This window comes from Marvinbryantia formatexigens DSM 14469 (assembly GCF_025148285.1).
GTDB classification, from domain to species: domain Bacteria; phylum Bacillota; class Clostridia; order Lachnospirales; family Lachnospiraceae; genus Marvinbryantia; species Marvinbryantia formatexigens.
The window spans coordinates 3560368-3574747 of the sequence record NZ_CP102268.1 but is presented as its reverse complement, the minus strand read 5'-3'; the positions used below and the strand labels follow the sequence as shown (position 1 = coordinate 3574747).

The 14380-nt window shown below is 44.1% G+C and carries 24 protein-coding genes; 1 reads left to right on the top strand and 23 read right to left on the bottom strand.

Going from position 1 to position 14380, the window contains the following annotated elements; all coding sequences use genetic code 11:
* Window positions 1-14: 14 nt before the first annotated feature.
* The 18 genes from NQ534_RS16645 to NQ534_RS16560 all read right to left on the bottom strand — a co-directional run bounded on the left by NQ534_RS16645 (window position 15) and on the right by NQ534_RS16560 (window position 12408).
* Complete coding sequence (locus tag NQ534_RS16645) at window positions 15-4175, bottom strand: DUF5906 domain-containing protein (RefSeq protein ID WP_006863329.1); 4161 nt, start codon at window positions 4173-4175, stop codon at window positions 15-17.
* Window positions 4176-4193: 18 nt separating this feature from the next.
* Window positions 4194-4736 carry a hypothetical protein gene (locus NQ534_RS16640; RefSeq protein WP_006863330.1) on the bottom strand — a complete coding sequence of 181 codons (543 nt, stop codon included), beginning with the start codon at window positions 4734-4736 and terminating at the stop codon, window positions 4194-4196.
* Window positions 4723-5244 (bottom strand): hypothetical protein, encoded by a 522-nt coding sequence (locus NQ534_RS16635; protein ID WP_006863331.1) that lies wholly within the window; start codon window positions 5242-5244, stop codon window positions 4723-4725. Before NQ534_RS16635 ends, NQ534_RS16640 begins: the two co-directional genes overlap by 14 nt.
* Window positions 5245-5256: 12 nt before the next feature.
* Window positions 5257-5424 carry a hypothetical protein gene (locus tag NQ534_RS16630; protein WP_006863332.1) on the bottom strand — a complete coding sequence of 56 codons (168 nt, stop codon included), beginning with the start codon at window positions 5422-5424 and terminating at the stop codon, window positions 5257-5259.
* A 443-nt stretch (window positions 5425-5867) separates the two neighbouring features.
* Window positions 5868-6800, bottom strand: coding sequence for a DUF6353 family protein (locus NQ534_RS16625; RefSeq protein ID WP_040784512.1), 933 nt, complete (start codon window positions 6798-6800; stop codon window positions 5868-5870).
* An 18-nt stretch (window positions 6801-6818) separates the two neighbouring features.
* Complete coding sequence (locus NQ534_RS16620) at window positions 6819-7418, bottom strand: hypothetical protein (protein ID WP_006863335.1); 600 nt, start codon at window positions 7416-7418, stop codon at window positions 6819-6821.
* Between the two features lie 12 nt (window positions 7419-7430).
* On the bottom strand, window positions 7431-7622 hold the full coding sequence (locus NQ534_RS16615; RefSeq protein WP_040784514.1) for a hypothetical protein: 192 nt from the start codon (window positions 7620-7622) through the stop codon (window positions 7431-7433).
* Window positions 7623-7683: 61 nt separating this feature from the next.
* The gene (locus tag NQ534_RS16610; protein WP_040784516.1) at window positions 7684-7968 is read right to left on the bottom strand and encodes a hypothetical protein; all 285 of its coding nucleotides are present in this window, start codon (window positions 7966-7968) and stop codon (window positions 7684-7686) included.
* Between the two features lie 61 nt (window positions 7969-8029).
* Window positions 8030-8857, bottom strand: a complete 828-nt coding sequence (locus tag NQ534_RS16605) for a DUF6353 family protein (RefSeq protein WP_006863338.1) — start codon at window positions 8855-8857, stop codon at window positions 8030-8032.
* 56 nt (window positions 8858-8913) lie between these two features.
* Window positions 8914-9084 carry a hypothetical protein gene (locus NQ534_RS16600; RefSeq protein ID WP_157200750.1) on the bottom strand — a complete coding sequence of 57 codons (171 nt, stop codon included), beginning with the start codon at window positions 9082-9084 and terminating at the stop codon, window positions 8914-8916.
* A 51-nt stretch (window positions 9085-9135) separates the two neighbouring features.
* The gene (locus NQ534_RS16595; RefSeq protein ID WP_050778353.1) at window positions 9136-9912 is read right to left on the bottom strand and encodes a DUF6353 family protein; all 777 of its coding nucleotides are present in this window, start codon (window positions 9910-9912) and stop codon (window positions 9136-9138) included.
* A 40-nt stretch (window positions 9913-9952) separates the two neighbouring features.
* Window positions 9953-10123 carry a hypothetical protein gene (locus NQ534_RS16590; protein ID WP_006863341.1) on the bottom strand — a complete coding sequence of 57 codons (171 nt, stop codon included), beginning with the start codon at window positions 10121-10123 and terminating at the stop codon, window positions 9953-9955.
* A 57-nt stretch (window positions 10124-10180) separates the two neighbouring features.
* On the bottom strand, window positions 10181-10399 hold the full coding sequence (locus tag NQ534_RS16585) for a hypothetical protein (RefSeq protein WP_006863342.1): 219 nt from the start codon (window positions 10397-10399) through the stop codon (window positions 10181-10183).
* A gap of 15 nt (window positions 10400-10414) precedes the next feature.
* Entirely contained in the window at window positions 10415-10774 is a 360-nt protein-coding gene (locus tag NQ534_RS16580) for a hypothetical protein (protein WP_040784558.1), read from the bottom strand.
* 62 nt (window positions 10775-10836) lie between these two features.
* Window positions 10837-11238 (bottom strand): hypothetical protein, encoded by a 402-nt coding sequence (locus tag NQ534_RS16575; protein ID WP_006863344.1) that lies wholly within the window; start codon window positions 11236-11238, stop codon window positions 10837-10839.
* 45 nt (window positions 11239-11283) lie between these two features.
* Window positions 11284-11526 carry a hypothetical protein gene (locus NQ534_RS16570; protein WP_006863345.1) on the bottom strand — a complete coding sequence of 81 codons (243 nt, stop codon included), beginning with the start codon at window positions 11524-11526 and terminating at the stop codon, window positions 11284-11286.
* A 266-nt stretch (window positions 11527-11792) separates the two neighbouring features.
* Entirely contained in the window at window positions 11793-12155 is a 363-nt protein-coding gene (locus tag NQ534_RS16565; RefSeq protein ID WP_074680110.1) for a hypothetical protein, read from the bottom strand.
* The gene (locus NQ534_RS16560) at window positions 12097-12408 is read right to left on the bottom strand and encodes a hypothetical protein (RefSeq protein ID WP_176944204.1); all 312 of its coding nucleotides are present in this window, start codon (window positions 12406-12408) and stop codon (window positions 12097-12099) included. The genes NQ534_RS16565 and NQ534_RS16560 overlap by 59 nt, the downstream gene beginning before the upstream one ends.
* A gap of 174 nt (window positions 12409-12582) precedes the next feature.
* Between NQ534_RS16560 and NQ534_RS16555 the strand changes: the two genes are divergently transcribed.
* Window positions 12583-12759 (top strand): hypothetical protein, encoded by a 177-nt coding sequence (locus NQ534_RS16555; protein WP_006863347.1) that lies wholly within the window; start codon window positions 12583-12585, stop codon window positions 12757-12759.
* Between the two features lie 45 nt (window positions 12760-12804).
* On the opposite strand, the gene NQ534_RS16550 is transcribed toward NQ534_RS16555, so the two are convergent.
* The 5 genes from NQ534_RS16550 to NQ534_RS21775 form a co-directional block, all read right to left on the bottom strand.
* Window positions 12805-13011 (bottom strand): hypothetical protein, encoded by a 207-nt coding sequence (locus tag NQ534_RS16550; RefSeq protein ID WP_006863348.1) that lies wholly within the window; start codon window positions 13009-13011, stop codon window positions 12805-12807.
* A 30-nt stretch (window positions 13012-13041) separates the two neighbouring features.
* Window positions 13042-13251 carry a hypothetical protein gene (locus tag NQ534_RS16545; RefSeq protein ID WP_006863349.1) on the bottom strand — a complete coding sequence of 70 codons (210 nt, stop codon included), beginning with the start codon at window positions 13249-13251 and terminating at the stop codon, window positions 13042-13044.
* A 1-nt stretch (window position 13252) separates the two neighbouring features.
* Entirely contained in the window at window positions 13253-13672 is a 420-nt protein-coding gene (locus NQ534_RS16540; protein WP_006863350.1) for a hypothetical protein, read from the bottom strand.
* 144 nt (window positions 13673-13816) lie between these two features.
* On the bottom strand, window positions 13817-14020 hold the full coding sequence (locus NQ534_RS16535; protein ID WP_143115827.1) for a hypothetical protein: 204 nt from the start codon (window positions 14018-14020) through the stop codon (window positions 13817-13819).
* 19 nt (window positions 14021-14039) lie between these two features.
* Entirely contained in the window at window positions 14040-14354 is a 315-nt protein-coding gene (locus NQ534_RS21775; protein ID WP_242655391.1) for a DUF6431 domain-containing protein, read from the bottom strand.
* Window positions 14355-14380: the final 26 nt, after the last annotated feature.

Below are 14380 nucleotides of genomic sequence, written 5' to 3'. Positions count from 1 at the left end.
CTTTCTCCTTTTCTTTATAAAAATGGCATTTCTTCACCGGCGTCTTCCGGTATGTTCATAAAATCCGGCGTATGCTCCTCTTCAATGGAGGACTCGTCGGACACAAACCACTCGAAATCGCCGTATTTACTGATGGCATCTACTGCATCGTCAACAAGTTTTGTATAATACGACCTGTCGACAATATCTTCGTTACCCGAAATCACTTCTGCCCCATCTTCTGTCTTTTTCAAAAGCAACTCAGATTCCAGCCAACGATACCCGATTGTCCCGCTTGCGGCATTGTATTTTCCGTCCTGCTCCCGTTTCAGAATTCCACCGCCGGCACCTGCTTTTACCGGACAGAATTCTCCGACTTTTCCGACAAAACGGTAATCGTGTCCTGTCGCTATAAGCTCGTCGAGTCTCGCTCTCTCTGGCTCAAATAATGTGTCGGATATCAATCCTTTCCGGTACTTTTCTTTTAGCTTATCGAGCTCTTTCTCATATCCGGTTACATCTGGAAGTTTTTCGTTCATGTCAAGATACAGAGCCGTTTTAACAGAAAAGACCTCCCGCATATCACTGATAGATATCGGTTCTTTACTGAACAACGTCTTGAACACGTACGGCACCGCAAACTGCTTGCCAGTCGCTGTCCACCAGATTTTCTTTCCAGTTTTTCTGTCAATGTGAGGCTCCTTGTACTTCGCGATATAGACGGAATCGTTGACGAGACACATACGCTCATATGTATCTTCATGCTCGAAGGTGTAGCCATACCGCTTTCCAAAGTCCATGACAAACTGGATAATCTCCGGCGTAGCATTCGGAATCTTAATGGAATCGGTTTTGATATGAGCGACGATGAATCCCCGTTCCTGTACAGCATTCTTTAAATCGACCATGAACAACGCCCCACGTTTCGCAACGATATTGTCTTTATTCCGGATATCACGGAACGGGTTGTCAAAGGATGCAGATGTCAGACCGTAGACAGAATTGATAGCAGTTTTCAAAGCGTTTGCCAAATCTTTAGATGTCAGCTCGCCGTCAATCACTTTCTTGATATAAGGCGTCAATTTTCCATCCAGCATCGTATTGACGACATCCCATGCCTCATGCTTGATGCTGACACGCCCCTCTACAATTTCCCGGAACGCAGTCGTGAATTTGACTCCGAAGAGGACTTCCGCGATCGCGCTATGTGGATGCATGGAGGCTATATCAAGTAGCGCCACATTAACGTGCATACCAGGCTCGGCGTGCACATATCCGCCTTCCCCGACTTCTTCTCCGCGATAGGTTGACTTTCCGTTTTCGTATTTGTAACCTGGGAAAAATGGGAGAATGCTAACCGGGTCTTCAAACGGCAACGTCGGGTCGCTGTGCAATCGAGCCATCATCTCCGGACATGCTTCTTCCAGAAAAGCGCGCGTTTCGTCGTCCATCTCGCGGACGGGTTCGGCAAGATTCCGGTAATTAAAATCCCCCTGCGGCTTTCGGTCATTGCCAAATATAATTTTGGTGGTCAACGTATTCGTGGTGTCGTTTACTGACATTCCCGCTAAATCCGCCAGAATCTGTCTTGCGGTCCAGTCCGCCGACAGATAAGAAAACGCCATTTCCGTCGCCATGACATCGTTTCCGCAATATTCGACAACTTTGCCCCACAAATTTTCCGGCACCGGTTTGTCCCACGGCAGACCGAGTTCCTGGTGATGGATGCCCATCTCGATTTCAAGCTTTTTGAGACTTTTTTTATTTCCGGCAGAAGCAAAATCGTAAATATCCGTGTAAGAGAGGTTGTACGCTTCCCCAAACATGTGGTTACGACCTTCCCCTTTCGGGGCATTAATGATTTTTTGCGACAGCTCAAAAAGTTGCTCGTTTGTGTAACCCATAAGTCTCGCGTACAGTATGTGATTGTCATAACGCCGGTTGTTGAACCCCACCAGTCGGAATGATAACAGTTCCTCAATATCGCTTGGTTTTGGATTAATCATGTTGACTATTGGCTTACCCTTACCCTCAGGTTTCCAGCACACCACAAACAGGTTCGGAAAAACCTCTATATCGACAAAAATTAGCGGCGAATCTCGTCCGTTAGTGCTGACGCCTGTTTCGTCGGATTTAAAGTTCATCTTCCCGACAAGTTTCAGACAATAATATGCATTATTGGTACTCTGGGCTGCAAATGCAACAATCGCGTTTTTCATATCCGATACATCGTAAGTCATTCCACTTTCATACGCGTCTTTCAGATTTTTAAAAATGAAATCCATACTGCATTTTGTACTCGCGTGATACTCCTTGTTGAGATTCCTTTTTATCAGAGTCCTAAGAGCTTTTTCGTTTGCAAGCACTTTGAAATCAACCGTACTATCATCTCCTTTCAGCGGAAGTCCGGAAGAAATAGGAGCAATCGGTAAGTCATTACATTTCGTAAGTTTCCTTCGGAGTGCACTTTTTCCGGTAAACACCTTCACCTCAATGTTTTCGTCATAAATCCTGCTAAGTCGGCTCACGTCCCCGGAATATAAATAATGCAGGTGAAGTCCCTGTCCGCTTTTACTTACTTCGGCGTACGTAGGGGTCCACCTGCTCGCTGCTTCGATATTCCGTTCCAGTGATTTTTCACCAGCCTCATTTTTTAAGTCAAAGTCAACTACTATATGATTTTCCGGAACCTTGACATAGTGGAGCCTGCTTACGTCCAGCCCGGATAACCTGCCGGATACTTCGTCCCATGATTTTTTCGGGGTTTCGTATTTACTTGCGTATTGAGCCGGACACTCCGCACACTCTTCCTCGAAAACACCATGCTGTCTCTCCTGGAGGACAACCCATGTTTCAGTTTTATCCGGCTCCTTTTTCACCACCTCTTTCTTTTCCATTTCGAACTTATCTGTCCGGAAGCCTTTATAATAACTGCGCACTCTCGTTCCGTCTTCCATCTCGAATCGGTCTAAAACTTCCCGGAAATAGTTTTTCAGTTCTTCTTTAAACACTCTTCTCGAATCCGGATACGGCACTTTTGCATCCTCGCAGTATTGCTTATACATTTCCCAGGCGGCTTTTAGAGAAGTTCCGTCTTCCCTTTTAAATACACTGTAAGAATCAATCACGAAATTATAAAAATCGTTCGTAGCGTCAAGCATCTCCACCGGAATATAATCATCGTAGTAATCCGGATTTTCCATATAGACACCGCGACAATGCCACGCAATAGCTCCGAGTTCGAAATCTATCTGATGGACGAGCTGATTATACTCTCTGGAGGGAATCTTTTTTCCCGACGGATGAACGTCAATCAGACGCCTTATCAGTCCGGACTTTCCGTCTGTAATCTTTACCGGTTTATTTGAGCCAACAAACAAAAAGCACTTAAACCGGCTGGCATAAGTGCTTTTAAATTTCTCGTTTACGGTCATAAGTTCGTGAGAGACGAGACTGTTTAACCTGGTATTATCATCTATCCTTGATAATTCTCCATCATGCTGAATCGCTACAAGCGGGTTTGTCTTGAAAGGCTCGAGCGCAAACTGACTGCCAGATGAACCGAGGTCTTTCGCACTGAATACCGTGCAATACCCATCAAATAATTTTTCAATGATATTCAGTACCGTCGATTTTCCAGTCCCGGCAGCACCGTAGAGCACCATAAATTTTTGTATGGTTTTTGATTCCCCGGACACGATTGCCCCAATCGCCCACTCGATTTTGTGACGTTCTTCCGGAGAATATAATGTTGAAATCAATCGGTCATATGCCTTGATTTCCCCGGCTTCCAGTGGGTAACTCAGTCTTTTACTGGCGTAATCATTTTTACTCGTGATTGTGTTGGAAAATATCAACGTTTCGTCCAACATATGGAACGAGTCTCGCATCTGTCTCTGACAATATTTATGCCATGAATCAATCATGCCGGATTTTGAATCCCACATGTACAGTACGCGGACGTCGTAATCATATCTTTTTCGATATTCCTGTGCAAACCGGTTCAATTCCTTGTCTATTATCTGCAACGCAACCTGCTCGTCAGTCGACCACATCTGCTTTTCTTCCACCCATATGGCATAGAAATCACCACCGCGAATCATCAAATCCGTGCTTTTCGGATATAAACGAAATTTGGGAAAGATTTCCACACCCTTTTTAGTCGCCTGGGTCGCAATCACTAAGAAATCAACCACATTTTGCCACCCTCCTTTCTACACCGCAGCAATGCTGTCGAGATACCACAGCATCTGGATCCATATTTCGGCATCGCGCAAATCCTGCGTACAATTCTTTATGGTAAACAAGCCCCCTTCGCCTGTTTTTTTATATTGCCGCCAAAGAAATTTGTGCAGAATATCATCTACGACTGATTCATCATAACAATCATCGTTCATGCCATTAAGACCAAGACTGACAATCATATGCCAGAACCACTGTCTCGTACGGTCGCCTTTATGCGGGTCATCCATAATATCTTTTTCGCATCGAATCGCAAGGGCAACCATCATTTCGAGTATACTGCAGGGCTTACCCGGATATATATCCTTCGAAGCATCTCCCGTGTAATCGTACTCGAAACGACGACGAAGGGCGATTCCATCCGATGCCCTATTCCGGTCATTAGGAATACGGTATATAAAGTGTCTGTTGAAAAGACTCCGGAATAGCTTCTTGTAAGAAATCCCCGCGGCAAACCGCTGCGCGCACATCAAATCATACAGCCACGTAAAATACGCATTCTCAGCTTTCGTCATCGTCGGTAACACATCCTTTTACATCTGCGTAGTTCTCATTAACCTGTATGATTTCGTAATCCATTTCATGTGCTTCATTACGGACATATACTGACCCTTCTTCATACTCGTCGAAATGATATTCGTACTCCTCTCCGACCGTTCCTTCCGGGTCACCAATAACAATTCCGCGGCTATCTTCAAGTATACCGTCTGCATAGAGAGTCAGCGTTTCAAGGTCATACCCCGTCTCACAGGCTTCTTCCGGCTTAATAACATACGGTTTATCCGTATTACACATATCCGACACCCCCTCTTCTTTCTTTTCCACGTTGCCAGTGTATCCGCACTCGGTGACTATATCTTCCGCCTCCGCACGTAAATTCTTATAATCGTAATTCTGCGAGTCTGAGTCACCGTATCCGCCAGACATCGCATACTGCTTTTTAATAAATCCCAGCGTAATAGCTGAACCGGTCAACATACCTGCTGCAAATATCAGCAAACCATTTAACCATTTTTTCTCCATTGCGCATCCTTTCTAGAACTCCTCCAGTTCGTGAGTTTCATCCTTCAACGTCACTACCGTAACTGCCAATCCTCCGAACAATAGCGCAGCGCTTACCAAAACTCCTCCCGCGATATGCCGCTTTTGTTTTGTATTTAACATCTGTTCCAGTGTAGACAGTATCCATTCCAATCTTTCCATATCGCGCCTCCTCTCATTAGCGCATCCTCAAAATTGCGAAACCGCTTATAAAACACAAACTTGCCAGTGCTGCAAATATAGCAGATATTCTGTTTACCATCGTTTATCACCTCCAGTCCGCTATTTATTATTTCGATGTATCATCCGTCCGACGAGCGTAGATATATGCGATTTGACTATACGGAATCATAGCCAAAATTTCGGACGAACCCGGTTCTTCATGAAAAAAACTACACAAATGTGCGTCAGCATGAGATACCCGGTTACACCGCTCATCAAATGTAAATAGCTTTCCCTGCGTTGTTTTCACAATAAAATAACCATCACTCATAAAGCCACCTGCTTTCTTTTATGATTTGATAATATCAGTAGCTCCATAATTGCGGGAAATCAAACTGGTCTCTATATGGATTTCCAGAACCAATCCCCCGCAATCCAGACATTCAAATCAAATCGATAATCGGACCATCTACGTTAAAATCGAGAAGTATGGTGCGCTCGTAGCCATTTACAAAATTCCGTTTTGCCGCATAGCTGCCATCATAAATCCCGAAATCGACGTAATTATCTCCAATCGGATTATTTTCATCATAGAACCATCCGACTATCTGCCCACTTCTGGTACGCTGTATTCCGAGCATATCGTAGACCTCATTCAAGAACAAATATCCGCGTTCTTTCAGCCGGTCGTTTGCGTAATCCTGCTGCCGTCTTAGAAACATGAGATTCAAATCCGGGTCTTTCGTCCATCCCTCACACCCCTCATCGAAGAATTTTGCAAACTCGCTTGGCTCTCCGTGGCTTGCTACGTTTATGGTTTTGGTTACGGTTTTCTCCTCGCCCGTTTCCGAATCCGTGACAGTTTCTTCAATAGTTTCCTGCCGGACGTTATATCGTAATTCCTTATCCACAGCGTACCCGAAACGCTCAACCACACGACCACGATATTCTTTGAATCCCTTGTTCACGGTTTTATACGCTGCCACCAAAGCAACGTTCCTCTTACGGAGAAGATTGTGTCCACCGAGAATCGCCGCGATAGATACTACGCCCAGCGTTACGGATGGGGCATAAAGCTTCGCCAGTCCGATACCGGAATGGGTATATGCTATCAGAAGGTCTTTTTTTTCATCTTTTTCACCATATTTATCCGAATATCCATGCTCTTCTACATACTTGTGAATATCATCAATATCTTCTCTCGGCTCCTGCAGCACCTCGTCAATTTTCATGGTTGCCCGGCAAGCCATAACCGCGCTTACGACGCCAGTCACCACGCCTGCCACTACAAAAATTTCCGGGCTACGCTTCCGCAGTTTCATACCTGTTCTGCTTAAAGTTCTTGAAATTTTACTTGTTAAATTATTCTTTTTCATAATAAATATCTCCTTATCTTATTCAATCGGCATTGCGGGCGGCAGTTTTAAAATCCATCCGCCTCCGCGAACACACAGTGGTTCCGCATTCTGAAGATTTACCCATCCATATTTGTTGCTCGTATATGGCGGGGTAATGTTCGGATTAGCCATATCATAAAGGTCGGCGACTGTAACTACGCCGTACCTGCGAATTACATCACGCATCTGCGAGAGAACCGCTTTCGCATCGCCACAGTTTTCAAACACCAGTTCATCAAATTCCAGACCAGTCCGTTTTCTTGCGTCACGTATCCGGTCGTCCCGCGCTGAATATTCGCGGTAAGAAACGTAATCCGCTGTTCCGGAACGCCTGCCAGATGTTCCCGCTGCTCCGTACATAATCATGTCGATACCATCTTTCACGATGTCACTGACTACTTTTTTCGCCGCCGGAACAAAAATATCCTTCCACGCGTGATTGGCTATTCCAGACGCATCCTCGGCAAAGAACCGGTCTGTAATTTTGCGGAGTTCGCTTTTTTTCTTCGCTTTTACCTCGCCTTTGGTAACCTTTTCAATCGCTTTTTCCTGTTGTTCCGCCTTATACTTAAAAGAATTCGGTTTGTATTCCTCCACGTATTTCCCTCCCTATAAGATTGTCTGTATATCTCCAACCAGCGTAATTTTAGCGGAAGGATACTTGTTATGCTGCTTCTTAAACCGGTACTCCAGATTCGCCCGCGCTCTTGCTTTAGAAATCGCGGTCGTCTCACCCTCCCAATGCTCGGTAATGCATCTGCCAAACTCAGAGACCGGTCCCGAAAAACGATACTTGTACATAAGAACCTCCTCAAACAAAAAAGAAGGACGTCCTGTTACAGACATCCTTCCGGATACGACATTATTCTTCCTCGTCGAAATCTTCTTCAGAATCCGATTCATCCTCGTCAACTACTTCCGACTTATAAACCGTAAAACCGTTCTTTCTGAGTTTTTCGATTGAGCGTTTCTGCCGCCAGTCACTCGTCTTATGCCACAGCGCAACTGCGCCTCCGACTAATAAACAAGCGCCAACGACCAATGCCCCTCCCATCGATTTTTCCTCAGTCGTATCACCGTTATCATCCCGGTTTTCATCCACTGTCTCGATAGCAGTTTCGTTGATTTCTTCTCTTAATTCTTCCATTATTTCTTCCTCCTGTTTTGTAGAATAATCTTTTTCCATAACACACATTGTTATTTTCGCGTTAATAATATCGGTCGTAATCGTGTGTGGGCGGCGTGATAAAACCTATTGCGAGACAGGGGTCTCCGTTGTCTGCTGCCTGATAAGACGGGGATACGTCGATTAACCCTTTGTCCACCCGCCAGCCGATAGTGTATCCCATCTCCGTATTCGACAATCCGAGTTCGTTATAGAAATCGTTCAATGACACGTAGTTCTCACCGTTCACCATACGGGCATTCAGTCGATTTTCCGCTTTTCGGATGGTTTCGATATCCGATTTAAAATATCTTCCGCCGAAAACGTCATAGCAGAGAGTCGATTCTTTCCCAACGATAATAACCTCTTTTTTGCTGACCGGGTCCGCCTCCACTTTATCCTTCATGATTCTGTCCTGGATTTCCGCCACATTCTTTTCCCCGACAGTCTCGATAGCTTTTTCCTTAAACTCGGAAAGGGCTGTTTCCGAAACACTGCAAGCCATCGCCAATGCCGCGTTTCTCCTCGCGTATTTCGAGCTTGCCCCTATCAGACAGGAAATCGAAAACACACCCGTCACTACTGCCGGAACGTATGGTTTCCACGCCACTTCTATAGTTTCGATAGTCGTAAGCTTTACTGCCGGTTTTGATGCGTTCTCTCTTTCTTCCTCTACTTCCTCCGCAAGGCGTGCGTTTTTAGACGCAGTTTCTTCCTCGATTAATCTTAATGCTTTTGGGGTTGCCTTTACCGCAAGTACGACCGTCGCACACATTCCGGCAATCCCGAAGCCTGTCCATATTTCCGGACTCCGTCTTGATATTCTTTTTCTGATATTTCTCACGAACCGATTAAGATGTAAGTCAGCCATTTTAATCCCCTTTCTGCAATCGCAAATAAAAAAAAAGAGAACCCACTGCAGGTTCTCTAATCGTCAGTTTTCAGTTCCTCTAACAGCTCGTTTTTCAATTCCTCCTTCATCGTTTCCCGCGCGTTTGATTCAGCAATGCCAGACACTATTGTTTCCGCAATACCGATTGCTGCTACCACGACGCCCAGAATTGTTGTCGAAGTCGTTTTATTGAATTTAAAAGCCATATGGTCGCCTCCTTTCTCATCAAATAGCATGTTTTTTTTGCGAAATGGTGACTACAATATTTCCTGCCAGTCTGTCGAAGGGTCTATTACAGCCTCGATAATAACGCATTTCCTGCCATCTTTCAGCGTTGTCTCACGGTGGTCAAAGTCAATCCAGAATATCTCGCTATAATCGTCTATACACCAGCCAACCTGGTCGCCGTATTCTGTCCTGTTTAAACCAAGAAACTCATAAAATTCATTCAGCATCGCATTGCCACGCAGGGCATAATTCCGGTTAAGGTGGTACTCCGCAGAAATAACATGCTCGCTTGTCGCTTCAAAATACCGGTCCCCATACGCGTCGTAGAATAATCTGGGAGTCCCGCAATAGTCGCCGGTTGTCAGGCAATACTGGGAGCACAGCCCGTTCGCATATAGAACCACGCTCTCGTCCGCGTTTTCAATCGCAATTTCTTCCATAATTCTATTATGTAACTCGTCGTCCCCGCACAGCTCTTTTAGTTTTTCTCGGTACTGTCTAAAAGACTGGTCTACCAGAGCGTACGCGCTCGCCAATGCTGCCTGGCTGCGACGATTTAATATATTTGCACCCACGATGCAGGATACCGTCGCTGCCCCAATGGAAACAGCCGGCAGATAAACTCCTGCTATCCGTACCACATCCCGTCCGGTCAGTTTTCGCTCATCCTCACGGCGCATCTCCCCTCTCATTTTTATAGCCTTCGCCGTTGCAACAGCAGTCATTACTGATGTTGTCAGTGTTCCTACGCAGCCAAGAAATGTTAATATAGCAGGTCCTTTCTTATACCAGAAATGCCTATTCATTCGCTCGCCTCCTCAAAAAAAAGAGACCAAACTGGTCCCTTTACTTTTGTTTCTTTTTTGTAAGTAATCTTATGATAAACACGATTACTATGACGGCCACAATCAAATCGCCAAATACAATCAGTATCGCCACGCCGCCCAAACTACCTATAATAAACGTCACGGCAACCACCAATATCAGCGCAATGGCTATCGATAATAATGTAAGCATAATATCACTCCTTTCTATTCATTCATAAAGGAGCATGTAAAAATCGCGTGCTTTGTTTTATTTAAGTATTTTTATCACTTTTTCAAGGTCTTTTGCACCGACCGAGATGTCCGCATTGACGTGAAGGTTGATTTTTTCCTCACTCGTGCTGACGCAAAGTTCCTTTAAATGCATATCAGTTTTGATACCCGTTTTACTAAATATCATTTTTTTTGCAAGCCCAGTAAGAATCCTGTTCGCAAGTGGCATCGGTATGGTAATCTTCATATCGTTCATTTATATCCTCCCTCTTCATATATCTTTTCTGTCGAAGCAAGTCTCCCAACGTTCTCGTTTAACAGGTTTCATTTTTAACGCCCACATTATCTGCCTTACTGTTACAGTTGGATAAAACCCGTGCATACACTCGCCGGAGCGTTTTTCGAAATACTCTGTAAATTTCGGATGCAAATATAAATCGTTCGCAAGCCACGGGTCTATTTCTCCCCACCAGGTAATTTTCGTATCCTTATCGTAACGCTGCTGGATTACCGCCAGGCCACGTTTCCCGTTTTCGAACAGAGTACATTCGTCATAGACAGGATGGTCGCATCGGTAAGTTCGTCCGTACATCGGCAGATATATTTTAGGTTTTTCATAATGATATCGCAAAATCTGGTCCTCCGACGAAGAAAAAGAGAAGAGCCGTTTCAGCCCCTCTCTTCTAAACAACATTACGGTTTGAATCTAATAAGTTCTCTCAGACAATTTTTACCCGCTGTCGACGTTAAGGTATCGGTTTTTTCCCAAACCATAGAAATCAGCCCCATCGTAAAAGCCGCCACCACAGGCACCGTTATTTTTGCCACCTCGATCTTGTTTCTGGTTTTCTGAGTTTTCTCTTCGCTTTCCGCTTGTCGAATTTTCGACTGCTCCTCAATGTCGCGACCAGCCGCCCGTTCTTCCACGTCAAGCTCTGTTTTCTCAAGATCCACCAGTTGCTTTTCCAGATGAGCAACTCGCTCTGCCTGCAATTTGTATTTTTCTTTCTCAGTGCTCATTCCTATGCACTTTAATTTTTCGGTTTCTTCAACCCATTCCGCCACCAGCATTTCTTTAATACTTTTTGTCTCCACTTCTAAAATCCTCCCTTTAAACTTGTTTTTTCATAACATAAAGTGTTATTTCTGCGACGTTTTTGAATCCAGTTCGCGGGTCAGTATGATGTATCGCGTGACCAGCAGTTCCGGCGTATTCGCTATACTCACCTTTATCGTACAAACTTCCTCTTCTTCGTCCGGACGGTTAATCGTAAATGTGCCTTTCTCTGCTGAACATTCGATTATCAACATCGTAACAAGAATGCCTGTAAAAACCCCGACTAAAAACATTAAAAAAACCAAAAACACCGATGAATTCATCATACTTATCCTCCTTAAATATTTCACGATATAAATTTAACCCCCGTTTTAATCACCTGGATACGGAACAGCAAGAGGCTCTGTTAAGAACCTCTTACCCGTTTTCGGATAAATTGGTACAAACTGCGTACCGTCCATACAAAAATCCCGATAACAACTGCTGTAAACAGCCATTTCAAAAACGTTTTAAGTATTTTGGACACGAGTCACACCTCCTTTCCATTAAAGAGCTTGTATAAATCGCGAAAAAGAGAAGAGCCGAAGCCCTCTCATTTCAACACTTTCATACTGGCTAAAATATCAGCAAGACGTTCTCCATTCTGTTTCCGCTGGTCGATTTCGACCCACTCCCGGTTGGTCAATTCCCTCCGCAGTCTCCAGTAATGCCCCAGTGACCGGTCGTAGCAGTACAAATCTTTCAGTTCTTTCTCTTTCTGCGAATTAACACGTTTGCCAACAGTCTTTATTATAGCCGTTGCGCATCCGCATACTCCCGCAGCCAGAGTAATTGCTTCCTCTTTGTTCTGCACCGCCCAGTTCTTGCCACTCTCGACCGCTGAATAGATTTTTTCCTTAAGCTGTCGCTTTCCCAACTCTTTGCGGTAATCTTCCAGATTTAATTTCTTGTCCATATATTTTTCCTCCTGCAAAAATGTTTTTTTTTTCATAACAGAATATGTATATTTGACGAACAAAAAAAAAGAAAGAGCCTTTATCAGACCCTTTCCGCGTAACTATTTCGCCTGTTTTTTTTTTTGATAATTCCAAACGCAATTTTCTTAAAATCGACTGCAGTTCCATCTGGTCGGCATAATTTCTGCTCCGTAGCAGCTTGTCCTCCAACCGATAAATTCTACAAGTCAGCTCATGCGTATCGTCACACATAACAACCTCTCCTTTCGCAATAATAGTTCTCATAAAAAGGCATGTTATTTTAGCGATTTTTAATCTAGGATAAAAAAGCGGTCGAACATTTGTTTTGTAAATTATTCCGGATTGTATCTCAATACGTCTGCTGATATAATTAAACCCACCACATAAAACAGGGAGGGATTTGCCATGAGTAATTTAGAAATCAACACTTTTATCGAAACAATGCAGGAATTCGGTGACATCTGGACACCGGAACAAGTACAAGACGTCTACGGCGATTATTCGCTTGCAGATGCTATCAACGACCGAAAAGCATGCCACGCAAAAATGGCGGATATAATCGGCGCGGTCATCAATAGCTAGGATAAACATAAGAGGGCTTCCGTCAACCGGTTGCCCTCCATTTTTTTAGTGTTCGCTCATAAACGCGTTAATGATCAGCATCTCGAAAAACGTCCGGTCCTTCAACATAAGTACGATTTCTTTCGTCGTTTCCTCGTCCATGCCCATTTCTTTAATTTGACGGGCATGTCTCTGGTCCAGTTCAAAAATCACTTTTTTCATTGTCTCCTTAGACGTATTCCCGATATCGCTCAGTAATTTCTCATAATCCATGAGTGACACCTCCTTTCATAATATGCGGTGTTATTTCGGCGTATCCTGCCCTTCGTAAATAATCTTTTTCCGCAAATCAGACCACGTAATGTAACGCTCCCGTCTGCATACTGGACAAAAGAATTTGTTCACCTTACCGCCGATATCAATAAATTCCCAACTTTCACCTTCGAGGCGGCTTTGACAGTTCGGGCAATTAAACCGGTATACTTTTTTCACGGCTTTATCTATAATCTTCATATCATTTCCGCTCCTTATTTAATAACCAGAAAAAACGCCTGTACCTGTCGTAGTATGTATCTTTGCAACAAGGAATCCCAAATCGTGTCTGCAGGTTATTGTATGACCGCCCCTCGGTAACCCCTTTTATGATGTAACTCACCAAATCCGGGTCGGTTTTCATAGCGGTCTGCTCCACCATCTCCATACGGTCCGAATAAAACAGCCGTGCTTCTGCGCAGTCTGCTGTCGGGTCGAGTTCCGAAGGATTCTGCCTCACTTTGCCAGGACTAAAATTACTTCCCGTCAGACTGTCAATAGCAGCGTATGCTCTTCTCCAGCCAGGATACTGCAGGCAAAAATGTTTTAATTCGTAATACCGGTGTTTTTCAATCCAGTACGGATTCCTCCTGGATAACTCCGGGCATAAGGTTGTTCCCATTTTTTATCTCCTTGTCAGTGTTTTATACTAACAGCGCTGTCGTATTTTTATTCTAGATTAAAAATAGGTATTCGTAAAAACAACCTCGGTGGAAAATTGTGGAAAAATAGATTTGCTGATAGAAAAAAAAGAAGGGACTCTGTTTTAGTCCCTCATCTTTTGAGCGTATTTTGTCACTTCCTCGTCCATCATAACCAAATAAGCCCTTCCCAACTTCGCCCACCGCGCCCATTCTGTCGGATCGATATCATGCGTATGTTCATTCATTTTACCAATCGTATAGTCGAATGACCGTCGTAGTTGCTTAAGCTTTCGTTTGTGCCGAATTCTTAATAACAGTTTCTTCATAAATATCATCGCTCCTTTCTCATAAGAGCCTCTGTAAATCGCGCGATGATTTCCAGCGGAGCATAGTCATTTCGCAGGGATAGTCTTCGTAACCTAAAGTCTCGCAGGTAATGAACCCATCTCGTACTCCGTTAATAATTTCGGCTTCGTATTGTTTATATGGATAAATATAATCTGGTATTTCTCTGTGAATCTTTTTGCAGACTGGACACTTAAATCGTCGAAGGGTTACATGCCGAGTCTGTCGACCTTTTGTTCGTACCACTCTCCGAACCTGGTCGTAATAATGCAGAGTATGCCCGCAATTTGGACAAATGAAATTTTTACCGGACATCATCAATAACACCTCGATATTAGACA